Raw genomic sequence first — 14,753 nt, 5'->3', positions numbered from 1 at the left:
TCTTTTTGTATATGACTTTAACTGTCCGCTTTTCGAACAGGTTCCTTTTCTGAATGCGTGTCTGCCCGATCTTTTTCAAAGATCATAAGTAAAGCCGGCAGCAGCAAACCGCGCACGATAAATGTATCAATTAATATTCCGACGGCGACAATAAAACCAAAGACAAATAAAATTTCTATTGGCTGTGTCATTAATACGGCAAAGGTCGCAGCTAAAATAATGCCGGCAGACGAAATAACCCCCCCTGTTTTAGCAACAGCAGTGTTGACTGCTTTTTTTAAAGAATGGCTGCTTCGCTCTTCCATATAGCGTGATACTAAAATAATATTATAATCGATGCCCAGTGCGACAAGAAAGATAAATGAGTAAAGCGGCACCCTTGTGCTGATGGCATCAATGCCAAATAGCATATTTGTTAAAAACATCCCAATACCAAGGGCAGCTAAAAATGAAAGCAGAATGGTACCGACCATGTACAGGGGCATTTTAACGGAACGGGTCAATATCACCAGCATGACAAAAATCAATAGTGTTTCCAGCAGAACAATTACTTTAAGATCACGGCTGTTTAACGTACGGTCATCCAGCTTCTCTGCTGTCTCTCCAGCGAAATAAAGGGTTCCCTTTGCTCCGGAATCAGCAATGACCTTCTCTGACTTCTTTCGCAGACTGGCAAGCGCATCCATAGCCGGCCGTTCATAGGGGCTTCCGTTGAATGATAACGACAATTCATGCGCTTTATTATTCTCTGTTGAAGCTTGGAGCCGTACCTTAGCCACATTCTCCTGCTTCTCAAGCTCGGCCGTAAGCTTTGTCATATCTCCTGTTCCTTCAAATAAGACTATTGTGGGAGCAAGATCTCCTGCCGCAAATTTTTGTTCAATGATTTCATATCCCTCAAGTGACGGCATATTGTCCGGAAAGGATTTTAACGTGTTAAATTCATATTTAACATTTAATACATTAAGTGAAGCTAGCAGTAACAGCGCGATAACGATACTGCCAATAGCAATCGGCTTTGTTGACACTATCCGGGCGATCCGGTTCCAGAACCCGCTATCTCTTTCAGTTTTGTCCCCTGCTTTCGGTACCTTCGGCCAGAATGCTTTTCTGCCAAACAACACAAATAATGCAGGAACCAGCGTGACGGAAGCAAGCATAATAACAGCCATGACGGTAGCGAAAATTGGGGCAAAGTTTTGATAATCCCCAATGACAGCGAAGAAGAGTACGAGCATAGCTGCAAGCACAGTTCCTCCTGAGAAAAAGACCGGTTCTCCCGTCTCGCGCATAGCATGTTTCATCGCTTCAAACTTGCTTTCATGCCGCTTTAATTCTTCTCGATAACGGGCTAGCACAAACAATGAATAGTCCGTTACTGCTGCAAACAGCAAAATCGTCATAATAGACAGTGACTGGCTGCTCATTTCTAAGCCAGCTTTTCCATATAACCCTAAAATACGGTCGGTTACCGCATAAACGACCACTGAGGCAAGCAATGGGATAAAAGCTAGCAATGGGGAACGATAAATAACAATAAGCAATACTAAGATGAGTCCAACAGTGGACAACAAGAGTACAATATCTGCTTGAGAAAAAAGCGCAGTTGTATCTACTGCAATACCTGCTGGCCCGGTTACACGCACTTGAAGATCGCTTGCTTCCTTTTCAGCTGTTGAAGTTATTGATTGAATTCCCTTTTTTAACTGATCATTTTCCAGGCCTTCTTTAAAATTTAATGGAATAGCTGCAGCTGAGCGGTCCTTTGATAAAAATTGGTTCTGTGCGGGTGGAGGAAGCTGGTCGAAGGGCACTATTTCCTTTAAATGGTTTATTTGTTTTTGCTTAATCGCCTTGACCACCTTAGCGAGCTCGGCAGTTTCAATTTTTTTGTTGCCAGCACTAAAGACAAGAATAGCTGGCACGCCCTCATCGTTCGGAAAGTACTGGTTTACTTTTTCTGCGGCTTCTATTGCTGGCGAATCGCTTGGGAGTGACTCAATGGAGGAAACACTGTAATCACGTGAGCTTGGGGCGATGCTACTTAACAGCCCTGCAATCAACAGCCAAATGATTAAGACTGTCCACATGCCTTTTCTTGTTGATATCCAATCAGTTAACGCTCCAAGTATTTTTTTCATTTTTCCTCCCCCTTTTGTTAAATTTTATTCCTTCTTTTTATTTAAAATTAAAACCGACATATGTGTCAAATATAATTGTTTAAAAAGGAGCTTCAATTTAATCCGCTCCCTCTATACCAAACTTCAAATAAATAATCAGCCCATTCCTCTATCGGCAATGCCAATACATTTGGGGTATTAATCAGCTGAAAAAATAAACTCGCCAGTATGGCAAACGGTACATCTTCACGAATGTCCCCTTCCTGCTGCGCTTGCTTAAATAGCCGCTCCAGTTGTAAGCTCAATGCCTGATGCATCTCCATCACTTCTCCCACCAGCTCTTCTGCTTTCTTCGATTGCGACACATCGATTTTACGTATGTCACCGAGAATAAAGTGAAGATCGGCTTCATCCATATAAATACGTAGTAATTGGCGAAGGGCTGGTATGGGTTCTTTTTCGTCTACCCTGGATGCTCTGCTGACTGTTCGGTCCATCGCTCGTTTCATACAGGCAGCCGCCACCTCCTCACGATTGGAGAAGTATTGATATATTGTACTGCGTGCACCCGAAACAAGATGTTCGGCGAGTCTTTTTAAGTGAAAACCATTATAGCCGTGCTCAATGATGAGCTTCTCTGCTGCGTCTAGTAGTTCTTCCTCCGTGAATGCTCGTTTTCTTGCCATCTGACCTCATCTCCTTTCTAGTTGTACAGTCTATAATAAAAAAGCGGCTGAAATCGCTTCCGCCGCTCTGTTTATTAGTTTGTTGAATTTAAGGAAATCAGCCTGTATGTAACCTCTGTATGATCTTTTTGCCATTCAATTTTTTCAATAATAGCTGTGCCCGTAATATCTCCGTCTCTTGTTTTATAAACATGAATAGGAATATCTATAGGGTACAAGCGGTATCCTTCTTTTTTCAAGGAAAATAAATTTTCTTCTTTTCTATGCTCCTTCCCCTTTGTCACAATCATTGTATTTAGTTCCATTGGCATCCCCATGCCAGTCCCCTCCTTGTTATTCTTTTTTATCTTGTTTTTTCATCCATTCACATAAATCAGCTACAATCTTTCGGTTAATTGCCGGTGGGAAATAGTGATCATATTGATCAAAATACCATGTTTCAGCCGGATGTTCTACTTCTTTCAGCCTCTCCTCTAAACGAAATGCGTGCTCAGGTGAAACATTTTTGTCTTTTAATCCGTGGATAATCAGGACAGGCGCTTTTAGCCTCTCAAGTTGATAAAGTGGGGTACGCCAATTATATAGCTCTTCCTGTTTATAAGGGCTCGCTCCAATGACCCTTTTCATCATCCGGCGTAAATCTTTTCTTTCCTGGTAGGTTAATACCATATCAGCTACTCCTCCCCATGTTACCACCGAAGCAGCCTGTTCCTTTTCAAGAGCAGTGAGCAATGCCATGACCCCACCTCTAGAAAATCCAAAAATATGGACCCGATTCGTTACACGCGGATGGGATTCCAACAGGTCGAAACCAGCAAAGGCGTCTTCTCTATCTTCTCCAGCAAAATCTTCATTCCCTTCTCCACCGCGATTGCCACGATAAAAAGGAGCGAAAACGATAAAACCTTCAGAAGCAAACTGAGCAATGCGGGCAGGGCGAACCATCCCCACATTTTTTATTCCGCCCCGCAAATAAAGAAAACCGTCATATGTACCTTCTGTTGCTGGTTCTGCCAGAAGCCCCTTGACTTTTAATCCGTCCGACCAGTAAGTAACCATCGATAGGATAACATGCGGATTTGGGGAAGGGAAACGAAAGCTTTCAATTATTCTTTCCATTTCATCACCCCATTCCTTCTCATTTCAGCCATTGTTTATCGAGCAAAAAATCCAATGTCCTCTCAACCACTTCATCTTGCATTAAAAAGCTGAAACACTCAGCCATTCTTTCTACACGCAAGTTTTGGCCAAACAAAACTGGACCAGCTGTCTCCAAATAGTCGTCTTTTTTTTCTATTTCCCTTATTTTCGCAAAAAAAATCGCCTTTACAAAGGGATTTTTTGGCCTTCTCACAAAATACTCGCCCACAAACCGCAATTCTTCGATGAATGCTCCTGTCTCTTCAAACACTTCTCTATTGGCTGCCTCTTCAATCGTTTCCCCTTCTTCTACCTTGCCTCCGGGAAATTCGAACCCTCTCTTCGAATGGAGTGTCAGTAGCCATTTTTGCTTGAAACGACAAAAAACAATGACATGCCGGGCAGGCAATGAAAAGGCCTCGCGCTCGAAAGCGAGCGTCACCCGGCAGCCATTTTTATCTATAAATTCAACCATGCCCTCCCCCTGTCTCCATTCCACATTCACAAACAGAGCCGCTTGCAAAGTTTCTCAAGTTTGAATTTATTATACCTTATTTTTCTCTTCCAGGGCGAACAAAGTCCTACTTATTACATTTCCCACACCTCTTTTACATACTGCTTTGCTTCTTCATCTCCAAGTTTATAAATGATTTTATAAATCTTTTCCATATGTTCATCATATTGGTCGTTTTCCTTGTCTTTGTGGTATTCCCGGTAAGGAATATGGGCTCGGAAAAAATTCGCCCATTCCGTTGTATAGTTAGCATCAAATAGCTCTCTCAATTCTGTAATTTCAACATCTGTTGCATAAATTTTAAAATTCCAGGGAGATACTGTTGGCTGCCTCATAATCTCCCCGTTAGCAAGCGAAATATAATATTCATTTTTCTCTTCTTCCATGTTAGACACCTCCTCTGCTTATCGTTCCCTGTCTATTTATAAAAATGAATGAAATGAATCATTTTCTCTTCGTACTTATTCATTGGTTTATTCGGCTGAATTAGGGTATAAATGTTAATAAAGGGACAGGAGAGAGAACGCATCTACACTAAAACAAAGGAGATGGTCAAATTGAAACTGGTAGATGAACTGTTTGAAATTTACCGCGGAAAACTTCAGGGAACAGAAGAAGACTTAGACATGATTACCTTAGCTGTACTTGAACAGCTCTCTCAAAAAGAAATTTTAAATATAATTAAAGAATTAAACGAGGAGGAGCTAGCTTATTTTTTCCGCCTCTATCTATTTGAAGCGTTAAAGCAAAAGTTTGATATGTACGATATAGAAGACAATCTTGGCGATAAGCGCATGTACCATTAAATACATAAAAAATTTCTCCAATGGCAAGAACCTTTGGAGGACAAATAAATTGATTTCTCTATACATGAACTGGTATCGTTTGTTGAAGAAAAAGCGGCGCCTCTATAAGATGGCAGTCGAGCGAATACTTATTAGTAAACCAAGTGCTCCCAGTGGTGGGGGCATTCTTTTATTGCCATTTAGTTGATGCTGCTTATGATGATCATTAAAAAGGATGCTCCCCACGGAAGCATCCTTTTTACAATTATTTTCCTAAGAAAGACTTCAACATCCAGACATGCTTTTCAAGTGATTGGTGAATGGAAAGCAACATATCGCCTGTTGTTTCATCGTTCACCTCTTCAGCAAGGTCCATAGCTTCTTTCAACTCATTAATCATTGTTGTAAAGTCGTTCACTGTAGATTGAACCATTTGCTCTGCTGATTCTCCACCTTCTGCTTCATTTACAGAAGCCATTTGTAATGACTCTTTAAGCGTAGCCACTGGCTTTCCTTCAAGCGCAAGCAAACGCTCAGCCAATTCATCAATATGAACTCCTGCTTCTGTGTAAAATTCCTCGAACTTTTCATGAAGAGCAAAGAATTGCTGGCCTTTTACAAACCAGTGATAATTATGTAATTTCGTATACATCACTGTCCAGTTGGCAATTTGCTTGTTGACACTTTCAATTAATTGGTTAGACATCACTATATTCCTCCTGTCATTTATCCTACTCTTTAGTTATTACCACTATTTTTGCCTTTTAAAACCCCTATTCTTTTCTGCAGACAAAGAAGAAAAATGATATGATAGTCCTGGGAGGGAAGTTAATTGGTTATTATTATGATTGTTTCTGTTATTATAATTGGAATCGTTATTGCGCTGTCTGTATTTACAGTGAATAAGGGTTATTCGTATAAACATACAGTCGATCCCTTGGAAAACAACCCGCATTTGCCTCCGGAGGACGAAAAAAAAGAATCAGATTCGAAATGAAGGCGGATGTCTCATGCTGAAACAACTTCTTGTCTTTATCATCCGATTTTATCAGAAAGTGATTTCCCCACTAAAACCACCAACCTGTCGTTTCTATCCGACATGCTCTCATTATGGAATGGAGGCTGTCAAACGGTTTGGTGCATGGAAGGGCGGATACTTAACAATTATTCGGATTTTAAAGTGTCATCCCTTTCATCCTGGCGGATTTGATCTTGTTCCAGAAACATGGGCGGACCGCAAGAAAAAGAAAGAAAGCTTTAAAGAAGAGACGAACAAATGAAAATGATGGAATAGCCTCGTTTTGAAAGTAAAAAGATGATGCGAAAAGCAGAGACACGCCTGACTTTTCGCATTATCTTTTTTATAAGAAGAATCATTTTTCGGCATCAGCTCTTATGTTCAAACTGAGCTTTTAATTGTCGGCGCAGCAATTTCCTAGAAGCATTTCTCGGTAATGTGTTCACTTTAATAAAATAAGCCGGACATTTATATTTCGCTAAACGTGCTTCACAAAACTGTCTTAGCTCCTCTTCAGTTACCGATTCTCTTTCGACGATAAAAGCCGCAGGAACCTCTCCCCATCTCTTATCAGCCACACCGGTAACACCTACTTCTCTAATTGCCGGATGATGAAGCAGGACAGATTCTATTTCTGCAGGATAAACATTTTCTCCACCAGAGATGATTAAATCAGACCGGCGATCCAGCACGAATAAAAAGCCATCTTCATCTATATAACCAATGTCTCCAGTATGAAACCATCCATTCATAAAAGCCGCTTGGTTGGCCTCTTCCCTGTTCAAATAGCCCTTCGTCACATTGGGACCTTTAACGAGGATTTCTCCCTCAGCGCAAGGAGGGGCATCAATTTTTAATTGGCATGGGAACAACGGTTTTCCTGCTGAGCCTAGCTTTGTCAAGCTATACTCAGGAGGAAGCGTGACAATTTGCGACGAAGTTTCCGTCATTCCATACGTTTGAAAGACTGGTATCCGCTTTTCCGCACAAGCTTCGAGAAGCGGCTTTGGAGCCGGTCCACCACCAAGAAGCATACAACGAAAATTTTGATGATAGCTTCCTTCCAGTGTTTCTACAAGACGAGTCAACATAGCTGAAACCACGGAAATAATAGTTCCTTCGCCGCGCTTAAGCGCCTCATTAATTACTTTCTCATCAAAATGCGTATATAGACGCACAGGCATTCCGTAAAGGACACTGCGCATTAAGATGGAATAGCCGCTTATATGAAAAATCGGCACCGCACAAAGCCAGCAGTCATTCTCATGCAGTCCTAAATTAAAAGCTGAGCCGGTTGCACTCCACCAGTGATTTCCATATGTTTGCCGAACCCCTTTCGGCTTCCCTGTTGTACCAGATGTATACATAATGGAACAGGTCTCTTCAAGAGAAAATTCTTCCTTGCTCGTAAATGGATGAGCAACGAAAGTGTCAGACAATCTTTTTCTAACAAAGGTGCCCTTCAAATTTTCGACTTTTTTTTCATATATAGAATCATAAATAATAGCTGCTATTTCTGCATCTTCCAGTTGCCACATCAATTCAGCTGCTGTTAACCGATGATTTAAAAGAACAGCTTCAGCGCCGAACTGCTGGAGGGCATGGATGACACATACGGCATCTGGCGTGTTTTGTATGAGCAATCCAACCCGTACGCCTGCTTTTAACCCTTCTCTTTCTAACTCAGCTGCCCAGCATAGTGACTTTTCATATAGCTGAGCAAATGTCCAGGTGCTTTCTTCAAAAAACAGAGCTGGACGATCAGGCGTCAAAAAGGCCCGCTGTTTTAACCAATTGGGTACTCTGTCGGCCATTCTTCAGTCCTCCTGCTCCGCTCTGACTGACAAAAAAGCTTGATGGCTGCCCATCAAGCTTTTTACATATACCCGCCAGCCGGAGGGTTTTAAATAATTATTCGCTTTTAATATACCTAGTTGTTGCCTCTTGTCTCCCAAGAATAAGGAACCTTGCCTCAATGAAATCAGAAAGCAATTGTTTTAAGGAACGAACAAATGGCTTTTATTTTCATTATGGAAATCTAGGGAATTGACCAAAGTCTGGCTTGCGTTTTTCTTTAAAAGCGTCTCTGCCTTCTTTTGCTTCCTCAGTCGTATAGTAGAGAAGTGTCGCATCTCCAGCAAGCTGCTGAAGGCCAGCTAGACCGTCTGTGTCTGCGTTCATAGCTGCTTTAAGGAAACGTAGAGCTGTTGGGCTCTTTTCAAGCATTTCTTCACACCATTTCACCGTTTCTGCTTCAAGCTGGTCAAGTGGAACAACCGTGTTTACAAGACCCATGTCAAGAGCTTCCTGGGCATTGTATTGACGGCACAAATACCAAATTTCACGTGCTTTTTTATGGCCGACAATACGAGCTAAATAACCAGAGCCATATCCTGCATCAAAGCTGCCGACTTTTGGTCCTGTTTGACCGAATACTGCGTTTTCTGCTGCAATTGTCAAATCACAAACAACGTGAAGAACATGTCCGCCACCAATTGCATAACCTGCTACCATAGCAACGACCGGCTTTGGAATCACACGGATGAGACGCTGTAAATCCAACACATTCAAGCGAGGAATTTGGTCTTCTCCTACGTAGCCGCCATGTCCGCGCACTTTTTGATCGCCGCCTGAACAAAATGCTTTATCGCCGGCTCCTGTTAAAACAATGACGCCAATTTTCTCATCATCTCGAGCATAAGCAAAAGCATCAATCATTTCCATTACCGTTTTAGGACGAAAAGCGTTATGCACTTCAGGACGATTAATCGTTACCTTCGCAATACCATTGTATGTTTCGTATAAAATATCTTCGTATTCGCGTTCACTGACCCAATTAATAGCCATATATCATTTCCTCCTTATTATGTATGGGATAAAAACTCCTTTATTATTGTACCAAACTTCTCGGAATCTTCCACATGAATCGCATGTCCCGCTCCCTTTATTTCTTTCCAGATGGCCGAAGGAAGCAGTTGTGCCATTTCAGAGGCAATCTTTGTAAACTTTACGTCCTCTGTTCCTGTAACAAGCAACACCGGCATAGAAAGCATCGGAAGAACCTCCCACCAGGAAGGCTGTGAACCGGTTCCCATTCCTCTTAATGACCTGCTAAGACCAATGACAGAGTTTCTCAGGCGCTGTTGATAAATAGCCTGTTGTTTCCACTGTGGCAAATTATTCTGTGTCGCGAACAAAGGGAGCCTTTGCCAATAATCAACGAAGGACTCTATTCCCTCCCGTTCAATTCTCTCTGCCAGCGCTTCATCTGATCTTTCCCGTGCCTGGCGCTCCTCCGGCGTTTTTAATCCAGGGGAAGCACTCTCCAATAGTAAAGACTGTACAGACTTCGGGAAAAGAACAGCAAGCGTTAGAGCCAGCCTCCCTCCCATAGAATAACCCATAACATGGAATCGGGGATGGCCAAGCTCCTTCATTAGCGCTTTCATATCCTCGGCTGCCAGTTCAATGCTGTACGCTTCCTTCTCCAATGGGCAGCTGCTTTTTCCATGACCAATAATATCGACAGCGATGCACGTATAATCCCTTTTTAAATGAGTTATCGTTTCCTTCCATGTTTCTGAACTTCCAGTAAATCCGTGAAGGAGCAGCAAAGGAGCTCCTTCGCCGCTTACTTCAACATAATAACGGCGTTTTTGAATGATTATTTCCAAAAATCATCACCCGCCGTCAATTTGTTCATTTCCTGGGAAACCTTTTCCCATAATCCGCGGTGAGCGACTACATTTTTTGCACGATCGGTTATTGCCTCGATAATGAACAGCCCTTCTTCTGCTGCAGCTTTTTTCATACTTTCGTGAAGAGAAGCTAAGTCTGTCACCTTTTCGTAACCAGCTCCATACAGGTTGGCTGCATGGACAAAGTCAAGATCAGCCGGTGTTCCAAATAATTGCTCAAAATGCTTTTCTTCAGCAGCTTGCGGCAAGTAAGAAAAGATGCCGCCTCCATTATTATTAATAACAATGACTGTCATTTTTATGCCATTTAGCTTTGCAGCCAATAAACCGGTTAAATCATGAAAGAGAGACAGGTCTCCTAAAATTAAATAAAGTGGAGAAGCAACAGCTGCCACACCAAGCGCGCTAGATACTAAACCATCGATGCCGTTTGCTCCCCGGTTGGCCAATAAACGAATTCTCCGCTCATCTGTAAAGAAGAAAGAATCAAGATCACGAATTGGCATGCTATTGCCTACAAATAAAGCCGATTCATTTGGAAGCTTCTTTAGTATTTCATAAAATAGCTTCCCTTCATCGAGTTCCTCGTGTTCCTCTACACTTCTCATTATTGCCCTCGCTGCTTGATTCATGTGAACCCAACTTTGCAGCCAAGAATCTGATTTTACCGGTTCATTTAAGCAGGCGGAGAGGGCGGAACAAAAAGCGCTCTCATCTGCAGCCAGCATGTGGGTAGCCGCGCCAATTGGATCTCTCCAGCCACCACCGCTGTCCACTACACAATGCATTTTGACAGAATGTCTGTTGATAAACTGGGTAAGAGCTTTTGAGACAGGCATTGCTCCGAAACGGATAACAACATCAAAGGACGCCTGTTGCTTGACTATCTCATTTCTTAGAAAAGCGTCATAACTGTCTATAATGACCCGCGAGTGAGCCGTGCCGCTTCGCAAACCAGACAGCGGATCTGCCAGTATGGGATAGTTCAGCTTTTCAGCCAGCTCAATTACCGCTTTTTCAAAGCCTTCTGACTGCTGTTCTCCACAAACAATGATCCCTTTTTCAGTTTCCTTCAAAATAGCAGCGATCGCTTCTATATCTTGCTGCGGGAGGATACGTTTTCCTTCGCTAAGATGAACAGCCGGTAAGGCTTTTGTTTCCAATCGTTCAAATAAACCATCATACTCTGGAAGAAGTGGTTCACGAAAAGGAAAGTTTAGATGTACAGGGCCTGCTGGCGACTGCTTAGCCATATGTACCGCTTTTGCAGCAGTCATACGTACATAGCGAAGCATACTCTCTTCTGCATCTGGAAGGGCCATCTCAGCAAACCACTTTGCATGGGTTCCATATAAACGATTTTGATCAATTGATTGTGGTGCTCCTACCTCTCTTAACTCATGTGGCCGGTCTGATGTAAGCACAATAAGAGGGATACGTGCATTTTTAGCTTCTGCTACTGCGGGCAAGTAATTAGCTGCTGCTGTGCCAGAAGTGCATAATAAAGCAGTTGGCTTTCCAGAGGCTTTTGCTAATCCAAGAGCAAAAAAAGCAGCAGAGCGTTCATCAATCTGAATGTAAACCTTTATTTGAGGATGCTCCGCTAACAAAAGCGCCATAGGAGTAGACCGCGAACCCGGACTAATCACGGCGCTTTCTACTCCTGCTTTTACAAGCCCATCAATAAAGTGGGCATTATATAATGTTAAATTTCTTCGATTACTACTCATCAGCCATTTCTCCTAACGCTCGCAACATAGGCCGAAATTTGATATGCGTTTCCGCCAATTCGCTTTCTGGCTCTGAATCTGCTACAATCCCACAGCCAGCATATAAAAAGGCCTGTTGCTTGCTTAATAAACCTGATCGGATGGCAACAGCAAATTCACCGTTTTTTCGGTAATCCATCCAGCCAATAGGTCCTGCATAAAAACCTCTATCCATTTTCTCAAGCTGGCGGATAACAGGGAGCGCCTTGTCATTCGGAAGCCCGCCAAGCGCAGGCGTAGGGTGAAGCTTTTCGACGAATTGCAAAATAGAACGACTTTCTTCCGTAAAACCGGTAACAGGTGTATACAAGTGCTGAATATCCCGGACTTTCATCAGCCCAGGGGTTGATGGAATATTTACTGTATAACACAAGCTTTCCATTTCTTTCTTAATCATTTGCACAACATAATCATGTTCTATACGATTTTTCTCATCGTTCAGCAATTCATTTCCTAAGTGTTGGTCCTCCTCCTCTGTTTGCCCTCTTTTAATAGAGCCGGCAAGACATGTAGACAAGGCTCTCTCATCTCGCTTGCGAACTAACCTTTCAGGGGAGGCTCCAAGAAAGCATGATTCCATCGCTTCCAAGGAAAAAATAAAGCTGTCTGGCTGCTCCTCAATTAACCGCTCCAATACTCGATCTTGAGCAATCTCCTCATCAAAGACAGCCATAATCTTTCTTGCAAGCACGACTTTTTTTAATTCATCATCCGAGCGAATCTGCTTGACTGCTTTATGAACCGCCCGTTTCCATTGCTCGGTGTCCTTCTCTTCTACATGAGTGAAGGGCCTATTAGACTCTTCCACTTGTTCTATACAAGCCTGTTCCAGCAGCCAGTCCTTCTTAGACTCCAGCTTATCAATGAGCTCGTCTAGTTCATCGGAAGGACAAATGACATTCGTTGTTAAGTAACATTCCCCTTCATATACGGTTAGCATGTATTCTGGCAAATAAAAAAAAGCAGATGAAAATTTAGACCATTCCTGTTCTTGTTTCTGCTTAGGATCAAAAGAAAAGCCACCAAATAAAACCGGACCGACCCCATATGCATCAAAAGAGTTGTGAATAAATGCACATTTAATCATATCGTTCCATTTTTCTTCTGTCTCAGCATAACGTGATTGATCCGTTTTTTCGTTGCGTATAGTATAGATATTGCCTAAGCCGACAATCTCAACGTCCCCATCGCGGTCTTTCCAAAAAAAGCGTTCTCCTGCATAAAGTGCTCGTCCGCTTTTATAAAATTGTAAAGAATCCATCCAATTCATCTTTTCTACATAACTAAATAGAGCAGTTTGCTTATTATGCTGCTTTTCATGAATCGACTGTATAAAAGCTTCTTTAATCGGCTGGCTTTTTATAGTAGACAATGAACTCTCCTCCATTGCACTTAAATCAATTATTTCATTCTAGTCAAACCTATTTAAAGATACACCTCTAGAACTCTTCCTGTCAATGATTCCCCCTTTATTTGCTGTTCATCCAATAAAGAGCTGTTGTTTCTTCCTTATTTTTCCTTACTTGCATTGTATGTTTCAACTAAGAGAAGAAAGGAAATAAGAAATAGAAGAAATATTTCTTCGGAATGTACCTATTAGAAGATAGAAGGATGTGAAGGCAATGATATCAAATGAACAGATACAAACATTAAAAAATGAGTTGCTTACACAAAAAGAACAGCTTACTCACCATAAAGACAGAGAAGGAACAGATCCTGAAGCGGGTAGTGAACGGGATACAACAGGTGAACTATCTATGTATGATAACCACCCTGCAGACATAGGAACAGAATTATATGAGCGTGGAAAAAACCAGGCACTGAGTGATCATCATGAAAGTGAATTAGAAAAAGTGAAAAACGCATTAGCAGCAATTGACAATAATAAATACGGAAAATGTATGGAATGCGGAAAGGATATTCCTTTCGAACGTTTACAAGCTGTGCCAACTACACTCTATTGCGTAGAGCATACACCAGAAAAAACAACGGCAGACGACCGGCCTGTAGAAGAAGAAATTCTTCAACCGGGCATATATGGACGCTTCCAGCATAGAGATAAGGAAATAAAAGATTATGAAGATAGCTTCCAGGAGGCAGCAAATTACGGAACCTCAGAAACCCCGGCTGACTTTACTAGAGGACACACGGACTATAACACCTTATATGAAGATATCGAAGAGGTTACCGAAGGATTTACAGAAGAGTACGAGAACTTTACGGCCACGGATGCGGAAGGAGAAAATGAAGGATTTTATCGTTCTTCAAAAGAACAGCACTATGTGGAAGAGTTGGATGAGGAGGAAATAGAATCTCCTCTAGGAAACATTCCTTATAAAGAAAAAGACAGTTATATTGAGGACAAAAAATAAAAGAAAGCCATTTGACTAGGTAGTCAAATGGCTTTCTTTTCATGATCGTTACAATAAAAAAACTGTTTTCAAGCGAATGAAAACAGTTTTTATGACCCGTACGGGATTCGAACCCGTGTTACCGCCGTGAAAGGGCGGTGTCTTAACCGCTTGACCAACGGGCCTTATGGCGGAGAAGGAGGGATTTGAACCCTCGCGCCGCTTACGCGACCTACACCCTTAGCAGGGGCGCCTCTTCAGCCTCTTGAGTACTTCCCCATAAAAAATATGGCTCCGCAGGCAAGATTCGAACTTGCGACCGATCGGTTAACAGCCGATTGCTCTACCACTGAGCTACTGCGGAACGAAGTGGGCCTGAATGGACTTGAACCATCGACCTCACGCTTATCAGGCGTGCGCTCTAACCAGCTGAGCTACAGGCCCATTTAAAATGAAATGGAGCGGGTGATGGGAATCGAACCCACGACATCAGCTTGGAAGGCTGAGGTTTTACCATTAAACTACACCCGCAAAAACAAAAGGTGGCTCAGGACGGAATCGAACCGCCGACACATGGATTTTCAGTCCATTGCTCTACCGACTGAGCTACTGAGCCATCACATGTTTGATCAACTGTTATGTATAAATGGCGGTCCGGACGGGACTCGAACC

Annotated in this window: 16 protein-coding genes and 7 tRNA genes (1 of these 23 cut by a window edge); 4 read left to right on the top strand and 19 right to left on the bottom strand. The window is 42.3% G+C overall.

Annotated features, from left to right (window positions below; translation table 11 throughout):
- Positions 1-17 precede the first annotated feature (17 nt).
- The 6 genes from MKZ02_RS07555 to MKZ02_RS07530 all read right to left on the bottom strand — a co-directional run bounded on the left by MKZ02_RS07555 (position 18) and on the right by MKZ02_RS07530 (position 4,846).
- The gene (locus MKZ02_RS07555; RefSeq protein ID WP_340852790.1) at positions 18-2,141 is read right to left on the bottom strand and encodes an MMPL family transporter; all 2,124 of its coding nucleotides are present in this window, start codon (positions 2,139-2,141) and stop codon (positions 18-20) included.
- A 92-nt stretch (positions 2,142-2,233) separates the two neighbouring features.
- Positions 2,234-2,806, bottom strand: coding sequence for a TetR/AcrR family transcriptional regulator (locus MKZ02_RS07550; RefSeq protein WP_340852787.1), 573 nt, complete (start codon positions 2,804-2,806; stop codon positions 2,234-2,236).
- 74 nt (positions 2,807-2,880) lie between these two features.
- A complete protein-coding gene (locus MKZ02_RS07545; RefSeq protein ID WP_340852784.1) occupies positions 2,881-3,123 on the bottom strand; it encodes a DUF2584 domain-containing protein in 243 nt (80 codons plus the stop codon).
- A gap of 16 nt (positions 3,124-3,139) precedes the next feature.
- Entirely contained in the window at positions 3,140-3,925 is a 786-nt protein-coding gene (locus MKZ02_RS07540) for an alpha/beta hydrolase family protein (protein ID WP_340852782.1), read from the bottom strand.
- Between the two features lie 19 nt (positions 3,926-3,944).
- Positions 3,945-4,421 carry an RNA deprotection pyrophosphohydrolase gene (gene ytkD / locus MKZ02_RS07535; RefSeq protein ID WP_120033942.1) on the bottom strand — a complete coding sequence of 159 codons (477 nt, stop codon included), beginning with the start codon at positions 4,419-4,421 and terminating at the stop codon, positions 3,945-3,947.
- A gap of 113 nt (positions 4,422-4,534) precedes the next feature.
- Complete coding sequence (locus tag MKZ02_RS07530) at positions 4,535-4,846, bottom strand: hydrolase (protein WP_120033944.1); 312 nt, start codon at positions 4,844-4,846, stop codon at positions 4,535-4,537.
- Positions 4,847-5,017: 171 nt separating this feature from the next.
- Here MKZ02_RS07530 and MKZ02_RS07525 point away from each other — a divergent pair, with 171 nt between their 5' ends.
- Complete coding sequence (locus MKZ02_RS07525) at positions 5,018-5,266, top strand: DUF6154 family protein (RefSeq protein WP_120033946.1); 249 nt, start codon at positions 5,018-5,020, stop codon at positions 5,264-5,266.
- 244 nt (positions 5,267-5,510) lie between these two features.
- On the opposite strand, the gene MKZ02_RS07520 is transcribed toward MKZ02_RS07525, so the two are convergent.
- The gene (locus tag MKZ02_RS07520) at positions 5,511-5,951 is read right to left on the bottom strand and encodes a Dps family protein (protein WP_120033948.1); all 441 of its coding nucleotides are present in this window, start codon (positions 5,949-5,951) and stop codon (positions 5,511-5,513) included.
- A 126-nt stretch (positions 5,952-6,077) separates the two neighbouring features.
- Between MKZ02_RS07520 and ytzI the strand changes: the two genes are divergently transcribed.
- Complete coding sequence (ytzI, locus tag MKZ02_RS07515) at positions 6,078-6,242, top strand: YtzI protein (protein WP_120033950.1); 165 nt, start codon at positions 6,078-6,080, stop codon at positions 6,240-6,242.
- Between the two features lie 13 nt (positions 6,243-6,255).
- Complete coding sequence (yidD, locus tag MKZ02_RS07510) at positions 6,256-6,525, top strand: membrane protein insertion efficiency factor YidD (protein WP_120033952.1); 270 nt, start codon at positions 6,256-6,258, stop codon at positions 6,523-6,525.
- 106 nt (positions 6,526-6,631) lie between these two features.
- On the opposite strand, the gene MKZ02_RS07505 is transcribed toward yidD, so the two are convergent.
- The 5 genes from MKZ02_RS07505 to MKZ02_RS07485 all read right to left on the bottom strand — a co-directional run bounded on the left by MKZ02_RS07505 (position 6,632) and on the right by MKZ02_RS07485 (position 13,102).
- Positions 6,632-8,077 (bottom strand): o-succinylbenzoate--CoA ligase, encoded by a 1,446-nt coding sequence (locus MKZ02_RS07505; RefSeq protein ID WP_120033954.1) that lies wholly within the window; start codon positions 8,075-8,077, stop codon positions 6,632-6,634.
- A gap of 214 nt (positions 8,078-8,291) precedes the next feature.
- Complete coding sequence (gene menB / locus MKZ02_RS07500; RefSeq protein ID WP_120033956.1) at positions 8,292-9,110, bottom strand: 1,4-dihydroxy-2-naphthoyl-CoA synthase; 819 nt, start codon at positions 9,108-9,110, stop codon at positions 8,292-8,294.
- 17 nt (positions 9,111-9,127) lie between these two features.
- Positions 9,128-9,937, bottom strand: a complete 810-nt coding sequence (gene menH, locus MKZ02_RS07495) for a 2-succinyl-6-hydroxy-2,4-cyclohexadiene-1-carboxylate synthase (protein ID WP_340852774.1) — start codon at positions 9,935-9,937, stop codon at positions 9,128-9,130.
- Entirely contained in the window at positions 9,928-11,691 is a 1,764-nt protein-coding gene (gene menD, locus MKZ02_RS07490) for a 2-succinyl-5-enolpyruvyl-6-hydroxy-3-cyclohexene-1-carboxylic-acid synthase (protein ID WP_340852772.1), read from the bottom strand. Before menD ends, menH begins: the two co-directional genes overlap by 10 nt.
- Positions 11,684-13,102 carry an isochorismate synthase gene (locus MKZ02_RS07485; protein ID WP_340852771.1) on the bottom strand — a complete coding sequence of 473 codons (1,419 nt, stop codon included), beginning with the start codon at positions 13,100-13,102 and terminating at the stop codon, positions 11,684-11,686. Before MKZ02_RS07485 ends, menD begins: the two co-directional genes overlap by 8 nt.
- Before the next feature lie 250 nt (positions 13,103-13,352).
- Between MKZ02_RS07485 and MKZ02_RS07480 the strand changes: the two genes are divergently transcribed.
- Positions 13,353-14,102 carry a TraR/DksA C4-type zinc finger protein gene (locus tag MKZ02_RS07480; protein WP_340852770.1) on the top strand — a complete coding sequence of 250 codons (750 nt, stop codon included), beginning with the start codon at positions 13,353-13,355 and terminating at the stop codon, positions 14,100-14,102.
- Between the two features lie 92 nt (positions 14,103-14,194).
- Here the strand turns inward: MKZ02_RS07480 and MKZ02_RS07475 are convergent.
- The 7 genes from MKZ02_RS07475 to MKZ02_RS07445 all read right to left on the bottom strand — a co-directional run.
- Positions 14,195-14,266: transfer RNA gene (locus tag MKZ02_RS07475), tRNA-Glu, on the bottom strand.
- A gap of 3 nt (positions 14,267-14,269) precedes the next feature.
- A tRNA-Ser gene (locus MKZ02_RS07470) sits at positions 14,270-14,360 on the bottom strand.
- A 10-nt stretch (positions 14,361-14,370) separates the two neighbouring features.
- Positions 14,371-14,445 (bottom strand) — tRNA-Asn (locus MKZ02_RS07465).
- A gap of 6 nt (positions 14,446-14,451) precedes the next feature.
- Positions 14,452-14,525 (bottom strand) — tRNA-Ile (locus MKZ02_RS07460).
- A 13-nt stretch (positions 14,526-14,538) separates the two neighbouring features.
- A tRNA-Gly gene (locus MKZ02_RS07455) sits at positions 14,539-14,612 on the bottom strand.
- A gap of 12 nt (positions 14,613-14,624) precedes the next feature.
- Positions 14,625-14,697 (bottom strand) — tRNA-Phe (locus tag MKZ02_RS07450).
- A 31-nt stretch (positions 14,698-14,728) separates the two neighbouring features.
- Positions 14,729-14,753: transfer RNA gene (locus MKZ02_RS07445), tRNA-Asp, on the bottom strand; it runs 52 nt beyond the window's last position.

It is taken from the genome of Pseudobacillus sp. FSL P4-0506 (assembly GCF_038003025.1).
Classification (GTDB): domain Bacteria; phylum Bacillota; class Bacilli; order Bacillales; family Domibacillaceae; genus Pseudobacillus.
This window is presented reverse-complemented; position numbering and strand designations above follow the sequence as displayed.